The organism is Streptomyces sp. NPDC055955, assembly GCF_042270245.1.
Lineage (GTDB): Bacteria > Actinomycetota > Actinomycetes > Streptomycetales > Streptomycetaceae > Streptomyces.
This window is the reverse complement of the sequence record NZ_JBHJYS010000001.1, coordinates 210,016-234,847: the sequence shown is the minus strand read 5'-3', so window position 1 is coordinate 234,847 and position 24,832 is coordinate 210,016. Positions and strand designations below refer to the sequence as shown.

Annotated in this window: 21 protein-coding genes; 9 read left to right on the top strand and 12 right to left on the bottom strand. The window is 71.0% G+C overall.

The genetic code is table 11. The annotated features are described in order from the left end of the window. Positions 1-16 precede the first annotated feature (16 nt). From ACFC96_RS00945 to ACFC96_RS00935, 3 genes are read right to left on the bottom strand one after another with little or no spacing between them, the layout of a single operon-like run. Positions 17-1,219: a thiolase family protein gene (locus ACFC96_RS00945; protein WP_376251672.1), complete on the bottom strand. Its 1,203-nt coding sequence runs from the start codon at positions 1,217-1,219 to the stop codon at positions 17-19. Next, positions 1,216-1,860 (bottom strand): CoA transferase subunit B, encoded by a 645-nt coding sequence (locus ACFC96_RS00940; protein ID WP_376251674.1) that lies wholly within the window; start codon positions 1,858-1,860, stop codon positions 1,216-1,218. The genes ACFC96_RS00945 and ACFC96_RS00940 overlap by 4 nt, the downstream gene beginning before the upstream one ends. Then, positions 1,860-2,642: a CoA transferase subunit A gene (locus ACFC96_RS00935; protein WP_376609418.1), complete on the bottom strand. Its 783-nt coding sequence runs from the start codon at positions 2,640-2,642 to the stop codon at positions 1,860-1,862. The genes ACFC96_RS00940 and ACFC96_RS00935 overlap by 1 nt, the downstream gene beginning before the upstream one ends. A 280-nt stretch (positions 2,643-2,922) precedes the next feature. Here ACFC96_RS00935 and ACFC96_RS00930 point away from each other — a divergent pair, with 280 nt between their 5' ends. Further along, entirely contained in the window at positions 2,923-3,384 is a 462-nt protein-coding gene (locus tag ACFC96_RS00930; protein WP_376251677.1) for a MarR family winged helix-turn-helix transcriptional regulator, read from the top strand. A 29-nt stretch (positions 3,385-3,413) separates the two neighbouring features. Here ACFC96_RS00930 and ACFC96_RS00925 read toward each other — a convergent pair whose 3' ends face one another. Beyond that, positions 3,414-4,361 carry a DUF3048 domain-containing protein gene (locus ACFC96_RS00925; RefSeq protein ID WP_376609895.1) on the bottom strand — a complete coding sequence of 316 codons (948 nt, stop codon included), beginning with the start codon at positions 4,359-4,361 and terminating at the stop codon, positions 3,414-3,416. A 315-nt stretch (positions 4,362-4,676) separates the two neighbouring features. After that, complete coding sequence (locus ACFC96_RS00920) at positions 4,677-5,738, bottom strand: ATP-dependent DNA ligase (protein ID WP_376252130.1); 1,062 nt, start codon at positions 5,736-5,738, stop codon at positions 4,677-4,679. A gap of 80 nt (positions 5,739-5,818) precedes the next feature. Between ACFC96_RS00920 and ligD the strand changes: the two genes are divergently transcribed. After that, on the top strand, positions 5,819-6,844 hold the full coding sequence (ligD, locus tag ACFC96_RS00915) for a non-homologous end-joining DNA ligase (protein WP_376251689.1): 1,026 nt from the start codon (positions 5,819-5,821) through the stop codon (positions 6,842-6,844). Positions 6,845-6,883: 39 nt separating this feature from the next. On the opposite strand, the gene ACFC96_RS00910 is transcribed toward ligD, so the two are convergent. Together ACFC96_RS00910 and ACFC96_RS00905 are read right to left on the bottom strand one after the other, a co-directional pair. Continuing rightward, the gene (locus ACFC96_RS00910) at positions 6,884-9,085 is read right to left on the bottom strand and encodes an OmpL47-type beta-barrel domain-containing protein (protein WP_376609417.1); all 2,202 of its coding nucleotides are present in this window, start codon (positions 9,083-9,085) and stop codon (positions 6,884-6,886) included. Positions 9,086-9,090: 5 nt separating this feature from the next. Beyond that, on the bottom strand, positions 9,091-11,607 hold the full coding sequence (locus ACFC96_RS00905; RefSeq protein WP_376609415.1) for a ThuA domain-containing protein: 2,517 nt from the start codon (positions 11,605-11,607) through the stop codon (positions 9,091-9,093). Between the two features lie 208 nt (positions 11,608-11,815). Here ACFC96_RS00905 and ACFC96_RS00900 point away from each other — a divergent pair, with 208 nt between their 5' ends. After that, positions 11,816-12,790 (top strand): multicopper oxidase domain-containing protein, encoded by a 975-nt coding sequence (locus ACFC96_RS00900; RefSeq protein ID WP_340459025.1) that lies wholly within the window; start codon positions 11,816-11,818, stop codon positions 12,788-12,790. Positions 12,791-12,975: 185 nt separating this feature from the next. Beyond that, on the top strand, positions 12,976-14,565 hold the full coding sequence (locus ACFC96_RS00895; protein ID WP_376609413.1) for a GMC family oxidoreductase: 1,590 nt from the start codon (positions 12,976-12,978) through the stop codon (positions 14,563-14,565). A 12-nt stretch (positions 14,566-14,577) separates the two neighbouring features. Here the strand turns inward: ACFC96_RS00895 and ACFC96_RS00890 are convergent, their stop codons facing one another. Further along, entirely contained in the window at positions 14,578-15,804 is a 1,227-nt protein-coding gene (locus ACFC96_RS00890) for a glycoside hydrolase family 64 protein (RefSeq protein ID WP_376609411.1), read from the bottom strand. Between the two features lie 302 nt (positions 15,805-16,106). Between ACFC96_RS00890 and ACFC96_RS00885 the strand changes: the two genes are divergently transcribed. Together ACFC96_RS00885 and ACFC96_RS00880 are read left to right on the top strand one after the other, a co-directional pair. Continuing rightward, positions 16,107-16,898, top strand: coding sequence for a VOC family protein (locus tag ACFC96_RS00885; protein ID WP_376609409.1), 792 nt, complete (start codon positions 16,107-16,109; stop codon positions 16,896-16,898). Positions 16,899-17,035: 137 nt separating this feature from the next. Further along, on the top strand, positions 17,036-17,299 hold the full coding sequence (locus ACFC96_RS00880; protein ID WP_376251701.1) for a WhiB family transcriptional regulator: 264 nt from the start codon (positions 17,036-17,038) through the stop codon (positions 17,297-17,299). A 73-nt stretch (positions 17,300-17,372) separates the two neighbouring features. Here the strand turns inward: ACFC96_RS00880 and ACFC96_RS00875 are convergent, their stop codons facing one another. The 3 genes from ACFC96_RS00875 to ACFC96_RS00865 all read right to left on the bottom strand — a co-directional run bounded on the left by ACFC96_RS00875 (position 17,373) and on the right by ACFC96_RS00865 (position 21,085). Then, the gene (locus tag ACFC96_RS00875) at positions 17,373-18,350 is read right to left on the bottom strand and encodes an acyl-ACP desaturase (RefSeq protein ID WP_376251703.1); all 978 of its coding nucleotides are present in this window, start codon (positions 18,348-18,350) and stop codon (positions 17,373-17,375) included. Between the two features lie 164 nt (positions 18,351-18,514). Beyond that, complete coding sequence (ddaH, locus tag ACFC96_RS00870; protein ID WP_376609407.1) at positions 18,515-19,291, bottom strand: dimethylargininase; 777 nt, start codon at positions 19,289-19,291, stop codon at positions 18,515-18,517. 159 nt (positions 19,292-19,450) lie between these two features. Further along, complete coding sequence (locus ACFC96_RS00865) at positions 19,451-21,085, bottom strand: ABC-F family ATP-binding cassette domain-containing protein (RefSeq protein ID WP_376251706.1); 1,635 nt, start codon at positions 21,083-21,085, stop codon at positions 19,451-19,453. Positions 21,086-21,396: 311 nt separating this feature from the next. Between ACFC96_RS00865 and ACFC96_RS00860 the strand changes: the two genes are divergently transcribed. Together ACFC96_RS00860 and ACFC96_RS00855 are read left to right on the top strand one after the other, a co-directional pair. After that, positions 21,397-22,122 (top strand): GPP34 family phosphoprotein, encoded by a 726-nt coding sequence (locus ACFC96_RS00860; protein WP_376609405.1) that lies wholly within the window; start codon positions 21,397-21,399, stop codon positions 22,120-22,122. Positions 22,123-22,202: 80 nt separating this feature from the next. Further along, complete coding sequence (locus tag ACFC96_RS00855) at positions 22,203-23,048, top strand: isocitrate lyase/phosphoenolpyruvate mutase family protein (RefSeq protein ID WP_376609403.1); 846 nt, start codon at positions 22,203-22,205, stop codon at positions 23,046-23,048. Between the two features lie 18 nt (positions 23,049-23,066). Here ACFC96_RS00855 and ACFC96_RS00850 read toward each other — a convergent pair whose 3' ends face one another. After that, positions 23,067-23,483, bottom strand: a complete 417-nt coding sequence (locus tag ACFC96_RS00850) for an SsgA family sporulation/cell division regulator (RefSeq protein WP_340459941.1) — start codon at positions 23,481-23,483, stop codon at positions 23,067-23,069. Positions 23,484-23,717: 234 nt separating this feature from the next. Here ACFC96_RS00850 and ACFC96_RS00845 point away from each other — a divergent pair, with 234 nt between their 5' ends. Beyond that, positions 23,718-24,818, top strand: a complete 1,101-nt coding sequence (locus tag ACFC96_RS00845; protein ID WP_376251711.1) for a WD40/YVTN/BNR-like repeat-containing protein — start codon at positions 23,718-23,720, stop codon at positions 24,816-24,818. Positions 24,819-24,832 lie beyond the last annotated feature (14 nt).

Sequence of the window (24,832 nt, the reverse complement as noted above, 5' to 3'; positions counted from 1 at the left end):
TGGGTTCCTGAGTCCTTCAGCGTTCGAGGACGAGCGCGAGGCCCTGTCCGACACCGATGCAGAGGGTGGCGACGCCGGTCCCGGAACCGGCGGCCTTGAGCTGGTGCGCGACGGATCCGGCGAGCCGTGCGCCGGACGCGCCGAGCGGGTGGCCGATCGCGATGGCGCCGCCGCGGGGGTTGAGGATCGCGGGGTCGAACTCGGGCCACTCGGCGACACAGCCGAGGACCTGAGCGGCGAACGCCTCGTTCAGTTCGAGTGTGGTCAGGTCGCCGAAACCCTTGCCGGCCCTGGCGAGCGCGCGGTCGACCGCTTCGACGGGGCCGAGCCCGAAGTAGTGCGGGTCGATCCCGGCGACCCCGGAGGCCGTGACCCGGGCGAGGGGCTCGCGGCCGGTGGCCTTCAGCCCCTCCTCGTCGACGAGCAGCAGCGCGGCGGCGCCGTCGTTGAGCGGTGACGCGTTGCCCGCCGTCACCGTTCCGTTCCCGGTGCGGAACGACGGCTTGAGCGTGGCCATGGCGTCCAGCGACGCGCTCTCGCGCACGCACTCGTCGTGTGCGACGACAAGCGGGTCGCCCTTGCGCTGCGGGACGGCCACCGGCACGATCTCGGCGTCGAACAGTCCGTTCTTGTGGGCGGCGGACGCCTTCCGATGACTGCTCAGCGCGTACGCGTCCTGCTGCTCACGCGTGATCCCGTGCTTGTCGGCGATCAGCTCGGCCGACTCGCCGAGCGGCACGGTCCACTGCGGCTCCATCCGCGGGTTGACCATGCGCCAGCCCAGGGTCGTCGAGTACAGCTCCGCGTTGCCCGCGGGGAACGGCCGGTCGCTCTTGGGCAGCACGTAGGGGGCGCGGGTCATCGACTCGACACCGCCGGCCAGGGCGATGGAGACGTCGCCGAGTGCGATGGCCCGCGCGGCCTGGATGACGGCTTCGAGGCCGGAGGCGCACAGCCGGTTCACGGTGACGCCGGGCACGGAGGTGGGCAGCCCGGCGAGGAGGCCCGCCATGCGGCCGACGTTGCGGTTCTCCTCGCCCGCGCCGTTCGCGTTGCCGAAGTACACGTCGCCGATCAGGGCCGGGTCCAGCTCCGGTGTCCGCGCGAGCAGCTCACGGATGACATGCGCGCCGAGGTCGTCCGGGCGGACGGTGGCGAGGGAGCCGTTGTACCTGCCGAACGGGGTGCGGACGGCATCGACGACGTAGACGTCCTTCATCGGGTCTCCTCCGGGATGCGGACCTTGGCGGCGGTCCTCGCGGTGACGTCGGCGGTGGTGACACCGGGGGCCAGCTCGACGAGTTCGAGCCCGTCGGCGGTGACGTCGAGGACGCAGAGGTCGGTGATGACGCGGTCGACGCAGGACTTTCCGGTCAGGGGCAGCGTGCAGTCCTCGACGATCTTGGGTGTGCCGTCCTTGGCGGTGTGGGTCATGGCGACGATGACCGTCCGCGCGCCGTGGACGAGGTCCATGGCCCCGCCGATGCCGGTGATCATCTTGCCGGGGACGGCCCAGTTGGCGAGGTCGCCGCGGGCGGAGACCTGCATCGCGCCCAGCACGGCGACGTCGATGTGGCCGCCGCGGATCATGCCGAAGGAGAGCGCCGAGTCGAAGTAGGAGGCGCCGGGCAGGACGGTGACGGTCTCCTTGCCGGCGTTGATCAGGTCGGGGTCGACCTCGTCGTCGGCAGGGTAGGGGCCGACACCGAGGATGCCGTTCTCGGATTCGAGGATCACCTCGACGCCGGGCGGCAGGTGGTTCGGGATGAGGGTCGGCAGGCCGATGCCGAGGTTGACGTACTGGCCGTCGCGCAGCTCGCGGGCGGCGCGCGCGGCCATCTCTTCGCGGGTCCAGGCCATCAGCTGCTCACCGTTCCTCGTGCCACGGGCGCGGAGACGGTGCGCCGTTCGATCTGCTTGTCGGTCGCCTGCTCGGGCGTCAGCGCGACGACGCGCTGGACGAAGATGCCGGGCAGGTGCACGGCGTCGGGGTCGATGTCGCCGGGTTCGACGAGTTCCTCCACCTCGGCGATGGTGATGCGTCCGGCCGTCGCGGCGAGGGGGTTGAAGTTGCGGGTGGACTTGTTGAACACGAGGTTCCCGTGGCGGTCGCCCCTGGCGGCGCGCACGAGGGCGTAGTCGGTACGGATGCCGTGTTCGAGGACGTAGTCCGTGCCGTCGAAGGTGCGGACCTCCTTGGGCGGGGACGCCAGCGCCACGCCGCCCTGACCGTCGTAGCGCCAGGGGAGTCCGCCCTCGGCGACCTGGGTGCCGACGCCGGCGGGCGTGTAGAAGGCGGGGATGCCGGCGCCACCGGCCCGCAGGCGCTCGGCGAGTGTGCCCTGCGGGATCATCTCGACCTCGACCTCGCCGGCCAGGTACTGGCGGGCGAACTCCTTGTTGGCGCCGATGTACGACCCGGTGACCCGGGCGATCCGCCCGGCCGCGAGCAGCACGGCCAGGCCCGAGTCCATCGCCCCGCAGTTGTTGGAGACCACGCTCAGGCCCGTGGTGCCGCGCTCGTGGAGCGCGCCGATGAGCACGTTCGGGACGCCGACGAGACCGAACCCGCCGACCGCGAGGGACGCCCCGTCCCCCACATCGGCGACCGCTTCCGCGGCCGTCGCCACCACCTTGTCCATCCGAGCCAGCCTCTCCACGTACGTCAACCGATCACTCGCCACTCAATTACTCAGCGCACTGAGCATTTATGTGACTGGCGCTTACGGTGCCACCGCTTGTCCGGACCGTCAATAGTCCAGGGTAGGGACGGTTGGTGTGGGGAGTCGACTCGACACGGGGCACCCTATGGTCGAGTATTGGTCAGTACACACCCGAAAAGCGGGTCGTGGATCGGACGCCCCGCACGGCGCGGGGCGGCGCGGCCCGCAAGCCCCGCCGACTCAAGACCGGAGGTCCGCGATGGCCGCGGTGGACCTGACCACCCACCCGGGGCACCTGGCCCGGCGCCTCCAGCAGGCGCACTACCTGCTGTGGAACACGATGGTCTCCGAGGAGATCACCTCACCGCAGTTCGCCGTCCTGAACGCGCTCGTCGCCGAGCCCGGCCTCGACCAGCGCACCGTGGGCGAGCGCGTCGGCCTCGACCGCTCGACCATCGCCGAGGTCATCAGCCGCCTCAGTCGCCGCGGGCTGATCGACAAGGTGCGCGACCCGCAGGACGGCCGCCGCTCCCTGCTGCGTCTCACCGACGAGGGCGCGCGCGTCCACCGCAAGCTGACCGTGCGCACGGCCCGGATGAACCAGATCTTCCTCGCCCCGCTGTCGGCCGAGGAGCAGGCCGTCTTCTTCGACCTGATCCAGCGCGTCTCGGACGCCGCGGAAGGGCTCCGTCACCCGGCGGAGCCGGTCGCGAAGGCCTGAGGACGGCGTCCCGGGAGGAGCCGGGGCTCTCACCGCTCGGCGAAGAGGATCCACACCTGTCCGGGCGCGAACGTCATGCGCTTGCCGCCCGCCGCCGTCGTGAACTGTGTGCCGTCGGCCGCCGAACGCCGCTCCCACCGCACGTCGTAGGACCGCCCGTCCCGCAGCACCGTCGCCTTGCCGGTACCCACGGTGTCGGAGAACGGTGACGTGCTTCCCGACCGGTCGTGGAACCGCGAACCGCGGACATCCACGTACTGGACCACGACGGTCGAGGCGTTCAGGGCGCCGCCGTCCGTGGTGCGTGCTCGGGTGCCGTCCATCGACACCTGCCAACTGCCGCTCTGCGCGGACCAGTTGAAAGCGAAGCGGGCCGCCGGGAAGCGCACGGTGAGGGCGTTCTTCGGCTGTCCGCCCGCCGGGGGCGCTCCGAACGTGACCCCGGCCGCCGCCAGCGCGCTCGCCTTCGGTGTCACTCCCAGGTCGGCCGGGCGGAGGTAGAGGTTGTGCGGCGCCGGCCTGTCGCTGCCGCGGAAGTATGCCGCGGCCGGCGCCTTGCCGGGCGGGAGCGCGGTGAGCGGGGCCTCGGCGATCAGCGGCAGGAGCTTCGACTGGGCGCCGGAAAAGGCGAGTGCGGGACGGTCGAACTGCCGCAGCAGTTCGAGATCGGTCTCACGGGCGCTGCGCACGGGGCCGACCACGGGCGGGAGCCGGGTCGCGTACACGGCCATCAGCCGGCTCAGGCCGCTCTCCACCTGCTCGGCGTAGACGATGTCCGCCCGGCCGATGCCGGTCTGCGGGCGCGCCGGACCCACGTTGTCGATCTTCACCGCGAGGACGGGGCCGCGGGCCCCCTCGCCGGTGGGGGTCGCGGAGTGGCCGTCCGGAGGGTGCCCGTCGCCCACGGTGCATCCGGCAGCCGTGGCGGCCAGGACCGCCGCGACGAGCGCGGCCCGCCGTACGCGCGTCACCCGCATCCGTCGTATGCGCACGTGTGGGTGATACCCGCCCGGGGGCGGATGGATCGGCTCAGGTCGAAAATGTTCGAAACGGTACTCACTGCTGAGCGGCGAGAGACGGTGCTCAGCGCTGAGCGGCGAGGTGGTCCGCGATCAGGTCGCCGGAGTGCTGGATGTGCGCGGACATCAGGCGGCGGGCGGCCTCGGCTGGTGACGGCCGACGGCACCCCAGTCGCCGTGGACTGCCTGTTCGGCCTGGCCTGACGGCACCCGGCGGGCCCTCGGGCACGGTCCTCACACACTTCCGTCCGGCACATCCGTCCACCGCGGTTCTCAGCGCAGTACATCCGCCAGGTCGTACCGGACCGGCTCGTCCAGCTGTGCGTACGTGCAGCTCTCAGGCGTCCGGTCCGGGCGCCAGCGGCGGAAGCGGGCCGTGTGGCGGAAGCGGGCGCCGTTCTCCATGTGCTCGTACGCCACCTCGGCGACGAGCCGCGGTTCGAGCGGTACCCACGAGAGGTCCTTCTTGCCGGTCCAGCGGCTCGTCGCCCCGGGCAGCCGGGCCTTCTCGTGCGCCGACTCCTCGGTCCACGCGGCCCACGGATGGTCCTGCGCCGACTCCAGCCGCAGCGGCTCCAGCTCCGCGATCAGCTCCGTGCGCCGCTTCATCGTGAACGCCGCGCACACGCCCACGTGCTGGAGCACGCCCTCGTCGTCGTACAGGCCGAGCAGCAGGGAGCCGACCACCGGGCCGCTCTTGTGGAAGCGGTAGCCGGCCACGACGCAGTCCGCGGTCCGCTCGTGCTTGATCTTGAACATCAGGCGTTCGTTCTCGCGGTAGCGCAGGTCGAAGGGCTTGGCGATCACCCCGTCGAGGCCCGCGCCCTCGTACTGCTCGAACCACGTCTGCGCCAGCTCGGCGTCGGTCGTCGCAGGGGCCAGGTGGACGGGCGGCGTCGTGCCCGACAGCGCCTCGGTCAGGCGAGCCCGGCGGTCCACCATGGGCGCGTCCATCAGCGACTCGTCGCCGAGCGCGAGGACGTCGAACGCCACGAAGGACGCCGGGGTCCGCTCCGCCAGCGTCTTGACCCGGGACGCGGCCGGGTGGATGCGTTCGGTGAGCGCGTCGAAGTCGAGCCGCCCGCCCCGGGCGATCACGATCTCGCCGTCGAGGACACAGCGCTCGGGCAGCCGGTCGAGGAGCGCGGCGACCAGCTCGGGGAAGTAGCGGGTCAGGGGCTTGCCCGTGCGGCTGCCGATCTCCAGGCCCGGGCCGTCCCGGAACACGATCGCGCGGAAGCCGTCCCACTTCGCCTCGTAACTCATCCCCGGCGGGATCTTCGCGACGGACTTGGCGAGCATCGGCTTCACGGGCGGCATCACCGGCAGATCCATGACCATGAGCCGATTCTGACGCGATACGCCCTCACCCGCCCGGTATGCGCAAGTCGGCCGATGCGCCTAGCGTGGCCCGCATGGGCAAGTCGAACGGCGCGGCGGTGGAGCTGGAGGCGGGGGAGCGGACGGTACGTCTGTCCAGCCCCGACCGGGTCATGTTCCCGGAGCCCGGCTACACCAAGCTCGACCTCGCCCGCTACTTCCTCTCCGTCGGCGACGGCATCGTGCGCGCCCTGCGCGACCGGCCCACCACCCTCCAGCGCTACCCGGAGGGGCTGGACGGCGAGTCCTTCTACCAGAAGCGTGCCGCCAAGAACCTCCCCGACTGGATCCCCACCGGCACCATCACCTTCCCCAGCGGGCGCCACGCGGACGAGATGTGCCCCACCGAGATCGCCGCCGTCATCTGGGCGGCCCAGTACGGCACCCTCACCTTCCACCCCTGGCCCGTCCGCCGCGCGCACCCCGACCACCCCGACGAGCTGCGCATCGACCTCGACCCGCAGCCCGGCACCGACTACACCGACGCCGTCCGCGCCGCCCACGAGCTGCGCTCCGTCCTCCATGACTTCGGCGGCCTGCGCGGCTGGCCCAAGACCTCCGGGGGCCGTGGCATGCACGTGTTCGTGCCGATCGCCCCGCGCTGGACGTTCGTCGAGGTGCGCCGCGCGGCCATCGCCTGCGGCCGCGAGCTGGAGCGCCGCATGCCGGACCGGGTCACCACGGCCTGGTGGAAGGAGGAGCGGGGCGAGCGCATCTTCGTCGACTTCAACCAGACCGCGCGCGACCGCACCATCGCCTCCGCCTACTCGGTGCGGCCACGGCCGAACGCCCCCGTCTCCGCTCCGCTGCGCTGGGACGAGGTCGACGACGCGCGACCGGCCGACTTCGACATCGGCTCCATGCCGGCCCGTTACGCCGAAGTCGGCGACGTCCACGAGGACATGGACGAGCACGCCTTCTCGCTCGACGCGCTCCTCGAACTCGCCGACCGGGACGAACGGGACCGCGGCCTCGGCGACATGCCGTACCCGCCCGAGTACCCGAAGATGCCGGGTGAGCCCAAGCGGGTGCAGCCGAGCCGGGCCAGACACGAGGACTGACCCGGCTCGGCACGCTCAACTGCCGTGCTGGTACTGCCTTCACAGCTCCTTGATGCGGATGTCCCGGTACGAGATGACGTCCGACGTGCTGTGCACCTGGAGCCCGACATAGCCGGAGGAGAACCGCCGGCCGTCCGTGCCCGGGTCGTCCCCGCGCGGCGGCTCGAAGACCTGACCGCCCGTGTTGTCGAACTCGTTGATCAGGACGCCGTTGCGCAGGATCGAGAAGTGCTGGCCGACCACACGGATCTCGTAGTCGTTCCACGTGCCCTTCTGCGTGACGCCCGCGCCCGCGAGACCCACGCGGTCGAAGCCGTAGATCGAACCGGTCTTGTACATGTCGCCGTCAGGACGGTCGAGGACCTGCACCTCGTGCCCGTACTTGATGGCGACCCACTCGGGCCGCGACTCCTCCGGGTGGTCGTGGACCCACGGGAAGCGCACGAAGACACCGCCGTTGGCGTTGCCCGTGCCCGGCGCGTCGTCCCGCCACTGGAGCTTCAGCGAGAAGTCGCCGTACTTGCGCTGCGGGTACCACAGCATGCCCATGCCCTCGACCGTGGTGCTCGACGTGATCGAGCCGTCCGCGTTCAGGCCGAACCTGCCGCCGCCGACCTGCTCCCACTTGTCGAGCGAGTCCTGCGTGCCGTCGAAGATCTTGCGGTAGCCCTCGGTCTGGCCGGGCTTGCCGATCCCCGACTGCTTGGCGGCGCGGTTGATCTTGTTGTACTCGCGCTGGTCGATCACGCCTTCCTTGAGGAGCTTGTCCGTGACGGTCTTGACGTGCTTGAGGAAGAGGGCCTGCGAGGTCCACTCGCGCTCGTCCTCGATCAGCTCGTTGATCCGGCACCGGTTGTTGGTCACCCGGTTCGGGATGCCCGTGTCGACCGTGCCGACGATCACCGTCAGCCGCTCGTCGTACTCGGCGCAGTCGGGCGCCGGGACCCCGCCGCCCGTCGTGACCGTGAAGGCCACCGACTTCGCCTCCGACGTGTTGCCGGCCTTGTCGCTCGCCCGGTAGGCGACCGTGTGCGCGCCCGCCCGGTCCACCACGACCGGCGCCGTGTAGGCGAGGTAGGGGCCCGCGTCGAGCGAGTACTCGATCTTGTCGACACCCGAGTCGGCGTCCGTCGCGGAGACGGTCACCTTGGCGTTCTTGAGGTACGCGCCGTCGGAGTTCTTCTCGCCGTCGACCTTCGCCGACACCTCGGGCGGCGTCTTGTCCTGCACGGGCGGCGCGACCACGGTGAAGTCGACGGACTTCTCGGCGGCTGCGTTCCCCGCCTTGTCCGCGGCGCGGTAGCGCACGGTGTGGGCGCCCACCTCGTGCACCATCACCGGTGAGGTGTACGGCTGCCAGGCGCCGTCGGAACCCACCGCGTACTCGATGGAGTTGACGCCGGAACCGGTGTCGGAGGCCGTCACCGTGACCGTCGCCATCGAGAGGTGCTCGCCCTTGTCGTTCTTCTCGCCGCTGACCGTCGCCGAGGTCTCCGGCGGCGTCTTGTCGTCCGTGGGCGGCGCGACCACGGTGAAGTCGACCGACTTCTCCGCCGCCACGTTCCCCGCCTTGTCGGACGCCCGGTAGCGGATCTTGTGCGCCCCGACCTGGTCGACCACCACGGCGGTCGTGTACGGCTGCCAGGCGCCGTCGGCGCCCATCGCGTACTCGACCTTGTCGACACCGGAGCCCGCGTCCGTCGCCGTCACACTGACCGACGCCGAACCGACGTACTCCCCTTGGGCGTTCTTCTGTCCCTCGACCGTCGCCGAGGTCTCCGGCGCGGCCGTGTCCTCGCCGCCGCCCTCGGTCACGACGAGGATGCCCTGCATGGCCTCGTGGCCGGGGATCGAGCAGTGATAGCGGTAGCGGCCCGGGGTCAGGGTGACCTCGACCGAGTGCTTGCCGCCCTCACTGTCGTTCGGGTTGGCCAGGATGTTCACCGACACGTCGTTGTTGTACTCGGGGTCCGACGTGTCGAACGTCAGCGTGTGCGGCATGCCCATGGTGTTGCCGGTCGCCGCGCTGTTCTCGAAGACGATCGTCGTCGCGCCCGCGACCGCCGTCGTCGGCGCCGAGGCGTACTTGGTGATGTCGTCGCTGCCGGTCCAGGTCAGGACCTGCTGGGCGGCGGCGACCGGGGCGTCCTGCCCGAACGCGACGGGGGAGCCGAGTCCGAGCGCCATCAGCAGGGCGGCGAACAGTGCCGTCCACAGTCTTCGGCGGTTCTTGCTGCGCATCCTCATCACTGCGCCTTCCTGGCCAGGTCACCGGCCGCAGGGGTCGCCTCGCCGCCCGTGTACGTCACCTTCCACAGGGCGGACTTGGCGTCCGAGGTGAAGAAGCCGCGGCCGTAGTCGAGGACGTAGAGCGCGCCGTCGGGGCCGAACTTCCAGTCCATGAGGTTCTTGATGCCGTCGTTGCCGACCGGCACGATCTTCTTGAGGTTCTCGGCGTGCACCGGGATGCCGCCGTCGCCCGCCGTCTTCGGGTCCATGAGCACCGCGTGACGCGGCTGTGTGGCGTCGTAGAAGTCACCGACGAACCACTTGCCGTCCCAGTAACTCGGCCACTTGTCGGCGTTCGGGACGGACGCGTCGTAGCGGTAGACGGGACCGTCCATCGCGGCCTGGCCGCCGCCCTTCAGCCACGGCAGGAGGTACTTGGCCTCCTCCTTCTTGTACGAGGGGACGCCGTTGGCGTCGCGCGGGTAGTCGGGCGCCCCGCCCTGCGGCGAGTACCAGATGTTGTTGCCGGTGACCGGCGGGAGGTTGACGAGACCGTCGTTGTTCGGCGACTCGTTCTTCGGGTGGTCGCAGTCGTACCAGCCGAGCGGCTTCGTCGGGTCCGGCAGATTGCGGTCGCGGTAGGGCTGCTTGTTGCCCATGCAGTACGGCCAGCCGCGGTTGGACGCCTTGGTGATGACCGCGAACGTGTCGTACTTCGCCGGACCCCAGGTCGTCGACGGCTCACCGGCGTCCGGACCGACCCAGCCCGCGTACAGCGTGTCGGTCTTCTTGTCGACGGAGATGCGGGCCGGGTTGCGGACGCCCATCACATAGATCTCGCCGCGCGTCTTGCCGCCGCCCTCGGCCGTCTCCTTGCCCGTGAAGAGATTCTCCTCCGGCAGCGTGTACGTGCCGTCGGCCTCCGGGTGGATGCGCAGGATCTTGCCGTTGAGGTTGTTCGTGTTGCCGGCGGTGCGGCGCGCGTCCGCGAAGGAGACGCCCTTGTAGTTCGGCTGCGGGTTGTTGCCCGAGTAGCCGTCGCTGAAGCCGGAGGAGTTGTTGTCACCGGTCGCGATGTACAGGTTGCCCTTGGAGTCCCAGGCCATCCCGCCGCCCGCGTGGCAGCAACTGTGGATCTGCACCGGCCACTTGAGCAGCACCTTCTCGCTGTCCATGTCCAGCTTGTTGGTGTTCAGGTCGAGTGTGAAGCGCGAGACGCGGCGCTCGGCCATCTGCTTGTCACGGTCGATCTGCGAGTGCGGCGTGTAGTGCAGGTACACCCAGCCGTTCTGCTCGAACTTCGGGTCGAGCTCGATGCCGAGCAGTCCCTCCTCGACCTTGGTCAGCTCGTCGCCGCCGCCCTTGTTGCCGAAGACCGTCAGCGCCCCGGCCTGGGTGACCTTCTTGGTCTTCGGGTCGTAGACGTGGATCTCGCCCTTGCCCTTGCCGACATCGGGGTTGTTCCAGTCGGTGATCACCGGCTGCGAGGAGTCGGCGCCGCCGCGGCCGATGTACAGGACGCGTCCGTCGGGTGCGGTGACCAGGCCGTGCGGCTCGCCGATCTGGTCGTTCTGGCCGGCCTGGTTGGGCTGGGTGAGGCGCTCCGCCTTGTAGTTGGAGTCGATCGCGGCCTTGCAGTCGGCGCGCACGATGCGGCTCGTCCACAACAGGGCGCCGCGCAGATGCGACTGGAAGTCCACCTCGTCGTAGCTGGAGGCGGTGCCGCCCATGCCCGTGTAGAAGGAGCGTCCGCCGTCGTAGTCGCGGCACCAGGACACCGGGTGGTCCGCGCCGTTGGCGCTCGCGCCCGGCTGATACGTCGACTCGCGGACCCGGGCCACGGTGTGCACCGAGCCGGACGGGTTCTTCACCCAGTTCAGCCACTGGTCGGGCCGCTTCCACTGCACGGGAAGGTCCTTGGTGGCCGGGTGCTGACGGTCACCGACCTCGACGGTGGCCCGCTGGACGTTCGCCGGGCTGGAGTCCGCCGGGCGCGCGCCGATCAGCCCGGTGAACCAGTCCGAGTACGGCTCGGCGCGGGCCGCGTCGTGGATGCCGACGAATCCGCCGCCGGCCTCCATGTACGACTCGAGCCCCGCCTCCTGGTCCGGGTCGAGCACGTCGCCGCCGCCGGTCAGGAAGACGACCGCGTTGAAGCGGCCCAGCTTGGTGGCGTCGGTGAACACGGACGCGTCGTCCGTCGCCGTGATCTTGAAGCGCTGGGCGGCGGGGCCGCTCTGGCCGATCTTCTCGATGGCCGCGATCCCCGCGTTCACCACCGGTGACTCGTCGCCGCCCGCGGCGGAGCCGTAGTACACCAGGACGCGCACGTTCGCCCCGCCGGGAGGTGACGGCAGGGACATCGTTGTCACGGATGGTTCGGGGAACGGACGCGCGCTGGCGGCGGGCCCGGTGAGGAGTCCGGCGGCGACCGCCCCGGACGCCACGACCGCGGCAACCGCGCGGCGTCGTCTGCGTCTTTCTCTGTCCAACCCTCTTACGCCCAAGGGTTTTTGATGCGGCGTGGACCGCATGAGTTCACCCACCCCTCGTCGGTCACAGGTACGGCGCGGATGAAGCTAGACCTCTTTTATCGGCGCGCCAATAGGTATGGCCGCAATGGCGCGAACTTTGTCCTGAGTGTGGATAAACGAAGATCAGCCGGTTACCGTCTCTCTGGCCGTCACGACAGGCACTGGTGGCATGTCCGCGTAAGTCCCGTACGAGAGTGGGGAGTTCGGCATGGACAGACGCAGCTTCAACCGGCGGGTGCTGATGGGTGGGGCCGCCGCCGCGACGACGGCGACATCGTTGTCACTCATCGCGGCGACCGATGCCGCCCCCGCCGACGGCCCGGTGCGCACGGCCCCGGCCGGCGGTGAGGTCAAGCACATCAAGATGTACGCCGAGAAGCTCGCGGACGGGCAGATGGGCTACGGGTTCGAGAAGGGGAAGGCCTCCGTGCCCGGCCCCCTCATCGAGCTCAATGAGGGCGACACGCTGCACATCGAGTTCGAGAACACCATGGACGTGGCGGCCAGCCTGCACGTCCACGGCCTCGACTACGAGGTCTCCAGCGACGGCACCAAGCTCAACAGGAGCGACGTCGAGCCCGGCGGCAAGCGCACCTACACCTGGCGCACCCACGCCCCGGGCCGGCGCAAGGACGGCACGTGGCGCGCGGGCAGTGCGGGGTACTGGCACTACCACGACCACGTCGTCGGCACGGAACACGGCACCGGCGGCATCCGCAAGGGTCTGTACGGACCGGTGATCGTCCGGCGCAAGGGCGACGTCCTCCCGGACACCACGTTCACCATCGTCTTCAACGACATGACCATCAACAACAAGCCGGCGCACGAAGGCCCCGACTTCGAGGCCACGGTGGGCGATCGCGTCGAGATCGTCATGATCACGCACGGCGAGTACTACCACACCTTCCACATGCACGGTCATCGCTGGGCGGACAACCGCACGGGCATGCTCACCGGCCCGGACGACCCGAGCCGGGTCGTCGACAACAAGATCGTCGGCCCCGCGGACTCGTTCGGCTTCCAGATCATCGCGGGCGAGGGGGTCGGGGCGGGCGCCTGGATGTACCACTGCCACGTCCAGAGCCACTCCGACATGGGGATGGTGGGGCTGTTCCTGGTGAAGAAGGAGGACGGCACCGTCCCGGGCTACGAGCCGCATCACTCCGCGGGCCACACCATGTAGCACCGACGGCCACAGTGCAGCGGCTCCTGGAGCAGGTGTGCCGGACGGTGGGACCCGCGTGCCGGTGGCGGGATTCGTGAGGCGAAGTTGCGAAGACCTCACCTGGGTGCGCACCACGGGTGTACATCTCCCGGGACGGCGGAGATGGTCGCCGGACGCCCCAACCACTCACACCGGGAGCCGAGTTGAGCAAGGACAGCGAGTACGACTACGTCATCGTCGGGGCAGGGTCCGCCGGCTCCGTGCTGGCCGCGCGGCTGTCGGAGGATCCGGCCGTGAGCGTCGCGCTCGTCGAGTCGGGCCCGCGCGACCGCAAGACCGAGATCCGTATCCCGGCCGCGTTCCCCAAGCTGTTCAAGACGCCGTACGACTGGGACTACTCGACGTCGAAGCAGTCCCGGCTCGACGGCCGTGAGCTGTACTGGCCGCGCGGCCACACACTCGGCGGCTGCTCCTCGATGAACGCCATGATGTGGGTGCGCGGCCACCGCGACGACTACGACGCGTGGGGCGAGGCGGCCGGCGAGGAGTGGTCGTACCGGCAGCTCGCGCGCTACTTCCAGCGCGCCGAACGCTGGGCGGGCACCCAGCGGGCCGACTCCCCGCACGGTACCCAGGGGCCGCTGTGGATCTCCCCGCCGCGCGACCCGAACGAGTCGACGTCCGCCTTCCTCGACGCCTGCCGCGGCGCGGGGCTGCAACATCTGCCGGAGCTGAACCACGAGGACCACGGCGGCTTCGCGCTCACCCCGCTCAACCAGCACCGAGGCCGCCGGTGGAGCGCGGCCGACGGCTATCTGAAGCCGGCCAAGGGCAGGCCCAACCTGCACATCCACACCGACGCCCGGGTCACGCGCCTCGACTTCGACGGCACCCGCGTGGCAGGCGTCGTCGCCGAGGGCGTCCCCGGCATCCTGCGGGCGCGCCGCGAGGTCGTCCTCAGCGCCGGAGCGATCGGTTCGCCGCAACTGCTCCAGCAGGCAGGCGTGGGTGACCCCGAGCAGCTCACCGAGGCCGGGATCGACGTCCGCGTCGCCTCCCCCGACGTCGGCCGTCACCTCCAGGACCACCTCTCCTACGCCGTCACGATGCGCTGCCCGCGGCCCATCACCCTCACCGGCGCGGACTCCCTCACCAACGTGGGCCGCTTCCTGCTCTCCGGCCGCGGACCGCTCACGTCGAACGTCGGGGAGGCGGTCGCCTTCATCAGGACCCGCCCCGAACTGGACGCTCCCGACATCGAGTTGATCTACGCACCCGTGCCGTTCGTCAACCACGGGCTCACCCCGCCCGTCGAGCACGGCGTCACGATCGGTGTCGTCCTTCTGCAGCCCCAGAGCAAGGGCCGCATCACCCCCGGCGGGGCCGGCGCCTCGGCGCGGCCGCTGATCGACCCGGGCTATCTGTCCCGGGACGAGGATCTGCGCACGCTGATCGCCGGGGTGCGCCGTGCCGAGGAGCTCTTCGCGGCCGAGCCGTTCGCCGCGTACACCGACGGGCCCCTCGCGCCGTACCCGGGGACCGTCGGCGACGAGGAGCTCGCGGGGGTGATCCGTGCGGGCGCCGAGACGCTCTACCACCCCGTCGGCACCTGCCGGATGGGCGCCGACGAGGGCTCGGTGACGGACCCGCGGCTGCGCGTCAGGGGGGTGGAGGCCCTGCGCGTCGTCGACGCCTCGGTGATGCCGCGCATCACCCGCGGCCACACCCACGCCCCGACCGTCGCCCTCGCGGAGAAGGCGGCAGAGCTCATCCGCGAGGACACCGGGGCGTGAGCCGCCCGGGACCTACGATCCGACGCTGACGGTGAAGCGCCGCGGGTTCCCGTCGTTCGCCGCGCCGGACACGTCCGGCTGCCCGTCGGGACGCACGTCGTCGTACGGGAAGGCGTACCCGATGGGCGAGTTGGCGTGCACGACCCGCGACCAGTGGTTGGTGACGTCGCCCTGGTAGTAGTCGGCGGTCGAGGCGCCGTTCGGCTGCTCGGGGTGGGTCAGCATGATGCTGCGGTTGAACCCGGCGGCGAGACGGGCGAGGAGGCCCTTCTTGTCGTCGGGGTCGCCCGGGTTGTTGGTGAACGGGCCGTGATTGCAGGTGAAGATGTCCTTCGAGGCGGGCTTGGGGAAGCTGTGTCCGCCGTCGAAGGTGAGGGTGTCGCCGCTGACGCGGCCCGTGAACACGCCCCGGCCGCCCTGGAGGTCGATCTTCAGGTCGGTCGTGCGGTACTTCTCCCAGACCTGGTCGACATAGCTGTCCCAGACGTCCCTGAACGGCATCTGGTCGGGGCGGTCGAAGAACGGGGCCATCAGGTTCTGCGGCGAGATGACGCGCAGGACCTTGCCGTCGCCGCCGCGGATGACGAGCTTGTCCCAGGGCTGCCCGTCCTTGGCGGCCTGGGCGGCGAGATCCGCGGCGATCTTCTCGACTGCGCCGTCCGGGGGCGGTGCGACGGTGTGTGTGGCGTCGCCCTCCAGGGTCAGGCCGATGGGCAGGGCGGTCACCAGGTCGACGTAGCTGATGTTCGCGTACAACTGGTCCGAGTTGAAGGTGAATTCGCAGAACGACCAGGTCTTCCCGTAGTTCGCGTCGGTGGAGGTCGCGAAGGCCGGCTCGACGAGCGAGGGGCCCGGGTTGAGGAAGAAGTCGAGAGTGTCGTCGCGTACGAAGTAGACGCGGGCACCGTACATCTGAGGAAGTGTCAGCACTTTCGGCGCCGAACCCGCGGCGCCCAGGGGGATGGCGCAGTCGACGGGCAGGGGGGTCTGCGGCGCGGCCGGTGAGTCGGGGTGGTAGACCCCGCCGTCGGGCGTGAGCAGTACCCAGCGGTCGGTGCCCTGCTCGTGGCCCGTGACGTAGGCGCGCACGGTGCCGGGCAACGACTTGTTCTGCAGGGCGAGTTCGCAGGTGGCGGGGGCTGCCTTGGCGTCCGGGCTGAGGGCGCTGCCCCAGACCGGGTAGGTGAGTGCGGTGGCGGCCGTGGCGGCGCCTGTCAGGAACAGTCTGCGCGATATCACGGAGGACTCCTGATGTGTGGGGGAGCCCTACTGTTGCGAGTGGGGCGCGACAGGTCAAGACTTGTGACGGGGAGCGCTCCCATTTATGTGAATCGTTCAACTCTTGGCGATGGCTGACGTGGTGGCCGACGCGAGGGGTGGGCGGTGACCGGGCGATCGCCGCGCGGTGGCCCGGCGTCGGCCAGGTGGCCTTCCGGGGCGGTGGCGGCGCGTGGAACCTCCATTGTCGGTGCGCGGTGCCAGACTCGGTGAGGCAGACAGCAGGACCCCTGCAAGGGGGCACCCTCAGCGAGGAGGGCACCATGCTCACCACCCGTTTCGTCGACGGCTCGCCGAACTGGCTGGATCTCGGGACGCCGCATCTCGACGTCGCCGTTTCCTTCTACAGCGGTCTCTTCGGCTGGCAGTTCCAGACGGGCGGCCCCGAGGTCGGCGGCTACGGCCTGTTCCAGCTCGACGGCAGGACCGTCGCCGGCGGCATGACGGTCACGTCCGACCAGGCCCCGCCGTCCTGGACCGTCTATTTCCAGACGCAGGACGCGGACGCGACCGTGCAGGCCGCCGAGCAGGTCGGCGGATCCGCGCCCTTCCGGCCCATGGACGTGACAGACCTGGGCCGCATGGCCGTCATCGCCGATCCCGCGGGGGCGACGTTCGGCCTCTGGCAGCCGGGACGGAACAAGGGCCTGGATCTCGCCACGGACGACGGCTCGCTCAACTGGATCGAGCTGTACACCCCGGACGTCGCCGCGGCGAAGGACTTCTACGGCTCGGTGCTCGGCTGGGGCACGTTCGACGTGTCGTTCCCGGGCGGCACCTATGTGACGGTGAACCCGGCCGGCACGAGCCAGGACGACATGTTCGGCGGCATGGTCACGCTGGGCGACGACCCGTCGGAGGCCGACATCGGGGCGCACTGGACGCCGTACTTCCATGTGCCGGACGTCGATGTGATCGCCGCACGGGCCCAGGGGCTCGGCGGTAAGGTGCGCTTCGCGCCCACGAGCCTGCCCGGCGTCGGCCGCATCGCCAAGCTGACCGATCCGCAGGGCGCCCGCTTCGCGGTGATCAAGGGGGACCCGGACCAGACCTGAGCCGGACCCGACCCGACCCGACCCGGACCGGACCCGAGCCGGGTCGAGCGGGGTGGGCACAGATCGCGATCCGCCCGGCGCGCCGCGTTGATCAGTCGTTGATCGTCTGTTTTTCGCCGCGCGGCACGATCTGCGGCATGTACTCGAACCACACGCTGCGCTCCGTGGCCGGCGCTCCCGCGGCCCCCGTCCCCTCATGGCAGGACGCGGCGCTGTGCGCCCAGACGGGCGCCGACTTCTTCTTTCCCGAGCCCGGCAGCTCCGTGCGCGAGGCGAAGAGCATCTGCGGCCGGTGCGAGATGCGCTCCGCCTGCCTGGAGTACGCGCTCGCCAACGACGAACGCTTCGGCGTCTGGGGCGGCCTCTCCGAGAAGGAGCGTTACCAGCTGCGCCGCGGGTGAGCGGGCCACGCGCCCGGGACGCGGCACGCCCCGGGCGCGTGGCCCGGGGCGTGCTTGCGTGACGGAGTGTGGGTCAGCCGCCGGCGCGGGCCGCCATGCGGGCCTTGCGGGCCGCCAGCTTCTCGTCGAACTTGGCGGCCTCGCTGTCCAGGCCGCCCATGTACAGACCGAGCTCCTCCTGCGCCTTGAGCCCCTCCGGGCCGAGCCCGTCGATGTCCAGGACCTTCAGGAAGCGCAGCACGGGCTGGATCACGTCGTCGTGGTGGATGCGCATGTTGTAGATCTCGCCGATGGCCATCTGGGCGGCGGCGCGCTCGAAGCCGGGCATGCCGTGGCCGGGCATCCGGAAGTTGACGACGACGTCGCGCACGGCCTGCATGGTGAGGTCGGGGGCGAGTTCGAAGGCCGCGCCGAGCAGGTTCCGGTAGAAGACCATGTGCAGGTTCTCGTCGGTGGCGATGCGCGCCAGCATGCGGTCGCAGACCGGGTCGCCCGACTGGTGGCCGGTGTTGCGGTGCGAGACGCGGGTCGCGAGCTCCTGGAAGGCGACGTACGCGACCGAGTGCAGCATCGAGTGCCGGTTGTCGGACTCGAAGCCCTCGGCCATGTGCGCCATGCGGAACTGCTCGAGCTGGTCCGGGTCGACGGCGCGCGAGGCCAGCAGGTAGTCGCGCATCACGATGCCGTGGCGGCCCTCCTCGGCGGTCCAGCGGTGCACCCAGGTGCCCCAGGCGCCGTCGCGGCCGAAGAGGGAGGCGATCTCGTGGTGGTAGCTGGGGAGGTTGTCCTCGGTGAGCAGGTTGACGACGAGCGCGACCCGGCCGATCTCGGTGACCTTGGACTGGTCCTTCGCCCAGGCCTCGCCGTCCTCGAAGAAGCCGGGGAAGTTACGGGCGTCGGCCCACGGCACGTACTCGTGCGGCATCCAGTCCTTGGCCACCTTGAGGTGCCGGTTCAGTTCCTTCTCGACCACTTCCTCCAGCGCGTACAGCAGCTGGGCGTCGGTCCAGGTGGAGGACGAGCTGCCGAGGTGGGGAGAGGTGATGGTCACGAGGGCTCCAGGGGGGACGGGAGTAGTGCGAGGCAAAGAATCGCAGGCACGAGCGGTTGTACCTACGGTGTCGTAGGTTACGTTGCCGTAGGTTAAACCCTCTGTAAAGGGCTCCCCGGAACTGACCCCTCCGGTCTCAGTGGCCTCCGACGCTTCATTCCGCCTCAGGAGTGCAGCTCACGGAGCCTGACTGAGAGGCACGTCACACAGCCTTCGAGCTTCTCGAACTCGCCGATGTCCACCAGAACCGGCTCCAGGCCGAGATCCGAGTACAGCTCGGCCGTCCGCGGCGCGCTCGCCGCCATCAGGAGCTTTCCGCCGCCCAGGAGCACCACATGCGCGCCGGCCTCCTCCGGGACGGGCAGGAAGCGCGGGAAGAGGGACGGCATGTCCATCATCGGCTCGTGCCCGACGACCGTGCCGTCGGGCAGGGCCGTCACCGCCGACTTCAGGTGCAGCACCTTGCTGACCGGCACGGCGACGACGTTCGCTCCGAGCGGTTCGAACGCGGCCCGCAGCTGGGCCACGCCGTCCGCGTTCGTGCGCCCGCCGCGTCCGACGTAGATCGTGTCGCCGACTTTCAGGACGTCGCCGCCGTCGAGGGTGCCCGGCTCCCGCACCCGGTTGACGGAGCAGCTGAGCCGCTCCACGGCCTCCTCGACACCCGCCGTCTCCCCACGCCGGGACGCGGCGCCGGGCCGGGTGATCAGCGCGACGTTGCGGTACATGACCACCGCGTCCTCGACGAAGACCGCGTCGGGGCAGTCGTCGGCGGCCCCGACCTCCACCGTCTCCCAGCCGTGCGCGCTCAGCGCCGCGACGTAGGTCTCCCACTGCGTGAGCGCCAGCCGGGGATCGACAGGGGTGCGCTCGACGTGCGTGACGAGCCCGTCCGCGAGGCGGGGGCCGGGGCGGCGGACGAGGGCCTTCTGGCTGGGCACGTGCGGCGCTCCTCGGGACGGGACGGCTCGCGGACGGGTACGGGCGGGCTCGGGCCGGTTTCGGGCCGGTCCGGCGCGGACATCATGCACAGCCCGGCGCCGGCGACGGAATCCCCCGCTCGCACCCCGTTTCCGTCCCGCGCCCGCCCGGCGCGCGGCCTATCCGCCGTACCCGCCCTCCTTCGCCGTGATGTCCCGGAGCCGGCCTCCTTCCATGAGCAGTGTCCGCGTGACCCCGATGGACTTCAGGAACGGCAGGTCGTGGCTCGCCACGAGCAGCGCGCCCTCGTAGGACTCCAGCGCCGTGGTCAGCTGCCGGACGCTCGCCAGGTCGAGGTTGTTCGTCGGCTCGTCGAGCAACAGCAGCTGGGGCGCCGGTTCGGCGAGCATCAGCGCCGCGAGGGTCGCCCTGAACCGCTCGCCTCCCGAGAGGGTCGCCGCGGCCTGATCGGCCCGCGCCCCCTTGAACAGGAAGTGGGCGAGCCGCGCCCTGACGCGGTTGTTCGTCACGCCGGGAGCGAACCGCGCCACGTTCTCGGCGACGGTCGAGTCCTCGTCGAGCACGTCGAGCCGTTGCGGCAGGAAGCGCAGCGGAACGTGTGTCAGCGCCTCGCCCGAAACGGGATCGAGGTCCCCGGCGATCGTGCGCAGGAGCGTCGTCTTGCCCGAACCGTTGCGCCCCACGAGCGCGATCCGCTCCGGGCCGCGCACCTCGAACTCGCCCTGCACGCACGCCCCGTAGGCCATCCGCAGCTGCAGCAGCGTGAAGACGCGGCGGCCCGGCGGCACCGCCGTGTGCGGCAGGTCGACACGGATCTCGTCGTCGTCGCGCACGGCCTCCACCGCCTCGTCGAGCCGCTCCTTCGCCTCGGCGAGCCGGCCCTCGTGCAGCTGGCGGTGCTTGCCCGCGGAGACCTGGGCCTGCCGCTTGCGCTGCGCCATGACCGCCTTCGGCTCGCGCTTGGTGTCCCACATCTTCTGTCCGTAGCGCTTGCGCCGGGACAACTTGACCTGGGCGTCGGCCAGTTCGCGCTTCTGCTTCTTCAGGTCGGCATCGGCGACCCGCACCATGCGTTCCGCCGCCTCCTGTTCGGCCGCGAGCGCCTCCTCGTACGCGGAGAGGTTCCCGCCGTACCGGACGAGACCGCCCGCGCGCAGATCGGCGATCTGGTCGACCCGTTCCAGGAGTTCACGGTCGTGGCTGACCACGATCATGACGCCCGGCCACGCCTCCACGGCCGCGTACAGGCGTCTGCGGGCGGGCAGATCGAGGTTGTTCGTCGGCTCGTCGAGCAGCAGGACGTCCGGGCGGTGCAGGAGCAGCGCGGCGAGGCGGATCAGTACGGACTCTCCTCCCGAGAGCTCGCCGACGGTGCGATCGAGGCCGATGCGGCCCAGGCCGAGCCCGTTGAGGGTCGCGACCGCGCGCTCCTCGACGTCCCAGTCGTCGCCGACCGCCGTGAAGTGCTCCGCGCGTACGTCGCCCGCCTCGATGGCGTGCAGCGCGGCGCGGGCGCGTGCGATCCCGAGGGCCTCGTCGACGCGCAGAGAGGTTTCGAGGGTGACGTTCTGCGGCAGGTACCCGATCTCGCCGGCCACCTTCACGGCGCCGTCGGTCGGGGTGAGCTCACCGGCGATCAGCTTCAACAGCGTGGATTTGCCGGCGCCGTTGAGCCCGATGAGCCCGGTCCTGCCGGGGCCGAAGGCGGCCTGGAGGCCGTCGAAGACGCTTGTGCCGTCGGGCCAGGCGTAGGTGAGGGAGGTGCACGTGAGAGAGGTGGGGGAGGTAGACATACGGCCTCGCGGTCGCTCGGTGGGAACGGTGGGCAGCGTGTCGGGACACCGCGGGCGACGACGGCCGGAGGGAACGAGAGCGCACGCCCATGGGGCGCCGAGGAAATTCCTGCACCGGATTCCGGCAGGAGGACGGCTCGATCGTCCGAGGTCGCACACGCAGGACACGTGGCGCACCACTGGGGCGCGGCCGCGTGACGCGGTGTCTCAGAACCTCAGAAGAGCAACGTCCTACTCCGATCGACGACAACAGGATCAACGGGAACGCTCAACACCGTACGAAGGCGGATCCGGGCCGTCAACGAATTATCTTGAACCTCCCCGCCCCCGCCCCCACCCTCCAGGAGGAGGCCCTCGTGCCCCACGGCTCGCTCTCGCTGCCCGCCCGGCTCTTCCTGCTGGGCTTCGACACGGAGAAAGGCAGGGTCTCCGGCGCCCCGGACCTCGCGCTCTGCGTCCGCGCCGCCGCACTCGTCGAACTGGCCCGGCGCCGCGTCGTCAGCGACGTGGACGGGGTGGTCACCCCGGTCTTCGACGCGCGCACCGGCGACCTGGTCCTCGATGAACTGATGGAACTCGTGGAGGAGTCGAGGCCACGCTCGTGGCGTACCTGGATCGGCTACCGCTCGGGCGCCACCCTCGACACCGTGCGCCGTCAACTCGCCACCGAGGGCTATCTGTTGGCCGAGCGCAAGCGGGTCCTCGGCCTCTTCCCCGTGACGCGGTACGGCCTGGAGCGCGCCGGATTCGTCGAGGTGCTGCGGGCCGAGGTGCTGGGCGCGCTGGAGGGGGCCGAGCCGGCCGGGCAGGTGGACGAGGACGAGGCGGTCCTCGCGGTCCTCGCCGCCACGGGCAAGCTGCGCCGCCTGATCCCCGGCAAGGCCCGGCGCGCGCACAAGGACCGCCTCGACGACCTCGTCGCGCGCGCCGGCGACCTGTCCCCCGAGCTGGACCGGAGCCTGGGCGACATCCGCGCCGCGCTCGCCGCGGCCGTCAAGGCGGCGGAGGCGGCGCGCGCCTCGGCGGGCGGGGGCTGAGGAGGCGCTGAGCGGGTGTCACACGTACGTGTCGGATTTTCGCCAGCCGCGTGGGGGAGCCGGATGGTTGGCTCTGCGGCATGACGAACCGCACACATCTGAATGACCTGGCTCTGGCCTTCCGTTCGCAGCACGTCGCCGGCCGCCCGCTCGTCCTGCCCAACGCCTGGGACGTCGCGAGTGCCCGCATCGTCGCGGACGCCGGAGCCGCGGCCGTCGCCACCACCAGCGCCGGCCTTTCCTGGGACCTGGGCGTGGCCGACGGGGACCGGCTCGGCAGGGACGAGGCGCTCGGCGCCGTCGCGCGGATCGCCTCGGCCGTGGACGTGCCGGTGACCGCCGACATCGAGAGCGGCTACGCCGACGCGGCCCGGGACGTCGCCGCCACCGTGCGCGCCGTGCTCGACGCCGGAGCGGTCGGCGTCAACATCGAGGACGCCTGGCACGGAGGGAGCGCCCCGCTGCGGCCTGTGCAGGCGCAGGCGGAGCGGATCGCGGTGGCCCGCGCGGCGGCGGACACGGAGGGCGTGGCGCTGTTCGTGAACGCCCGTATCGACACGTATCTGATGGGCGTGGGGAAGCCGGAGGAGCGGCTTGCGGCGACGCTGGAGCGGGCCGCGGGCTACCTTGCGGCAGGAGCGGACGGGATCTTCGTGCCCGGGGTCGTCGACCCGGTGACCGTGGAGGCGCTCGTCGCCGGCGTCGACGGGCCGCTCAACGTCATGGCGTGGCCCGGGGCGCCGTCCGTGCCCGAGTTCGCCGCGCTCGGTGTCGCCCGGATCAGTGTCGGCGGGGGCATCGCGCAGGCCGCGCACGCCCTCGTCCGCAGGGCGGCCCGGGAACTGCTCACCGAGGGAACGTACGGGAGCCTGGCCGGCGGGCTCGAGTACGGCGAGCTCAATGCCCTTCTGGGTCAAGGCAGTTGAGCCCGGTGGTGGGTACGGTCAGATCGCGTCGCGCATCAGGTCGGCGAGATCGCCGTCGAGGTCCACGTGCAGATGCTCGTCGCCCACCGGCACCATCGCCGCCGTGCTGCTGAGGAAGCGGCGCAGCTCGCCCGTCCGGATGTGCACGATCGCCGTGCCTTCGTGGGCGTGGAACTCCAGGACCGTGCGGTCGAAGCCGTACGGCCGTACCCGGACGTCGCCCGCACCGGCCGGCTCCCGCACGCCGGCCGAGAGCAGCTCGCGGGCGAATGTCCAGCTCACGTCGACGCCCTCGAGCGTGGCCGGCGCGGGGAACGCCATCCGCACGGCGAAGGGGTCCCGCATGTCGTAGCGCAAGGTCGCGGGGATGGTCGACATCCGCGGCGCGGCGGCGACGAGACGGGCCTCTACGGCTTGCTCGATGACGGTGGACAACGCCTGCTCCCTTGTGACGGCTGAACGGACGGCGGTTCGGGCAACAGCTCGGACGGCGAGCCGGGCGGCGGGTGAGACTTCCCGCCACTTGAAGAGACGGCGGAACGAGGGAATCCGTGCACCGAACGGCCGAGGAAAGGTGAGTGACGTCGGTCACCGGTAGGCGTCGTTCCGGTCGGCGGGCCATCTGGACGGGGCCGGGGGAGTGGGCTAGCTTCGCCCGCCATGAGGGGCATGGGGAAGTCGAGACGGATGGTGTCCATGGGGCTGGCCGGGGCGGCGCTCGCCCTCGCGTTCGCTCCGGCGGGTCCGGCGCAGGCCGCCGGCGGGCACCCACAGGCGGGGCCGCACGGTACGCACGGGGCGCCGCACTGGGAACTGAAGGACAGCGGCACCGACGCGCGCTTCCGAGGGCTTGCCGCGGTGAGTCGCGACGCTGCGTGGGTGGCCGGGACCAAGGGCACGGTGCTCCGCACCTCCGACGGCGGCTCCCACTGGCGGAACGTGTCGCCGCCCGGCGCGGGCGGGCTGGAGTTCCGCGACATCGAGGCCTTCGACAGCAAGCGCGCGGTCGTCCTCGCGATCGGTGAGGGCGACGCCTCGCGGGTGTTCCGCACGGACGACGGCGGGGTCACCTGGACCGAGTCCTTCCGCAATCCCGACCCGAAGGCGTTCTACGACTGCCTCACTTTCTTCGACGCGCGCCACGGCCTCGCGATGAGCGACCCCGTCGACGGCAAGTACCGGATCCTGTCCACACGCGACGGAGGACGCTCCTGGGAGGTCCTGCCCGGCGACGGCATGCCCGCGGCGCAGGAGGGCGAGGCCGGGTTCGCGGCGAGCGGCCAGTGTCTGGTCAGCGCCGGTCCGCGCGACGTGTGGCTGGCCACGGGCGGGGCCGCACGCGCGCGTGTGCTGCACTCGTCCGATCGTGGCCTGACCTGGCGGGCGACCGACGCCCCGATCCCGGCGGGCGACCCGGCGCGCGGCGTCTTCGGCCTCGCGTTCCGCGACCGCACGCACGGCATCGCGGTCGGCGGCGACTACCGCGCGGACCAGGCGTCTCCCCGGGCCTCGGCCACGTCGAGCGACGGCGGCCGCACCTGGGCGGCGTCCGCCGCGCCCGTCCCCGCCTACCGCTCGGGCGTCACCTGGCTCCCGCACAGCCGCACGAGCGCCCTCGCGGTCGGCCCGACGGGGACCGACCTCACGCTCGACGCGGGCCGCACCTGGCGCACCGTCGACACGGGCTCGTACGACACGGCGGACTGCACCCGCGACGGCGCGTGCTGGGCCTCGGGCGAGAAGGGGCGCGTCGCCCGGCTGGAACGGTGAGCGCGACCGGTGCC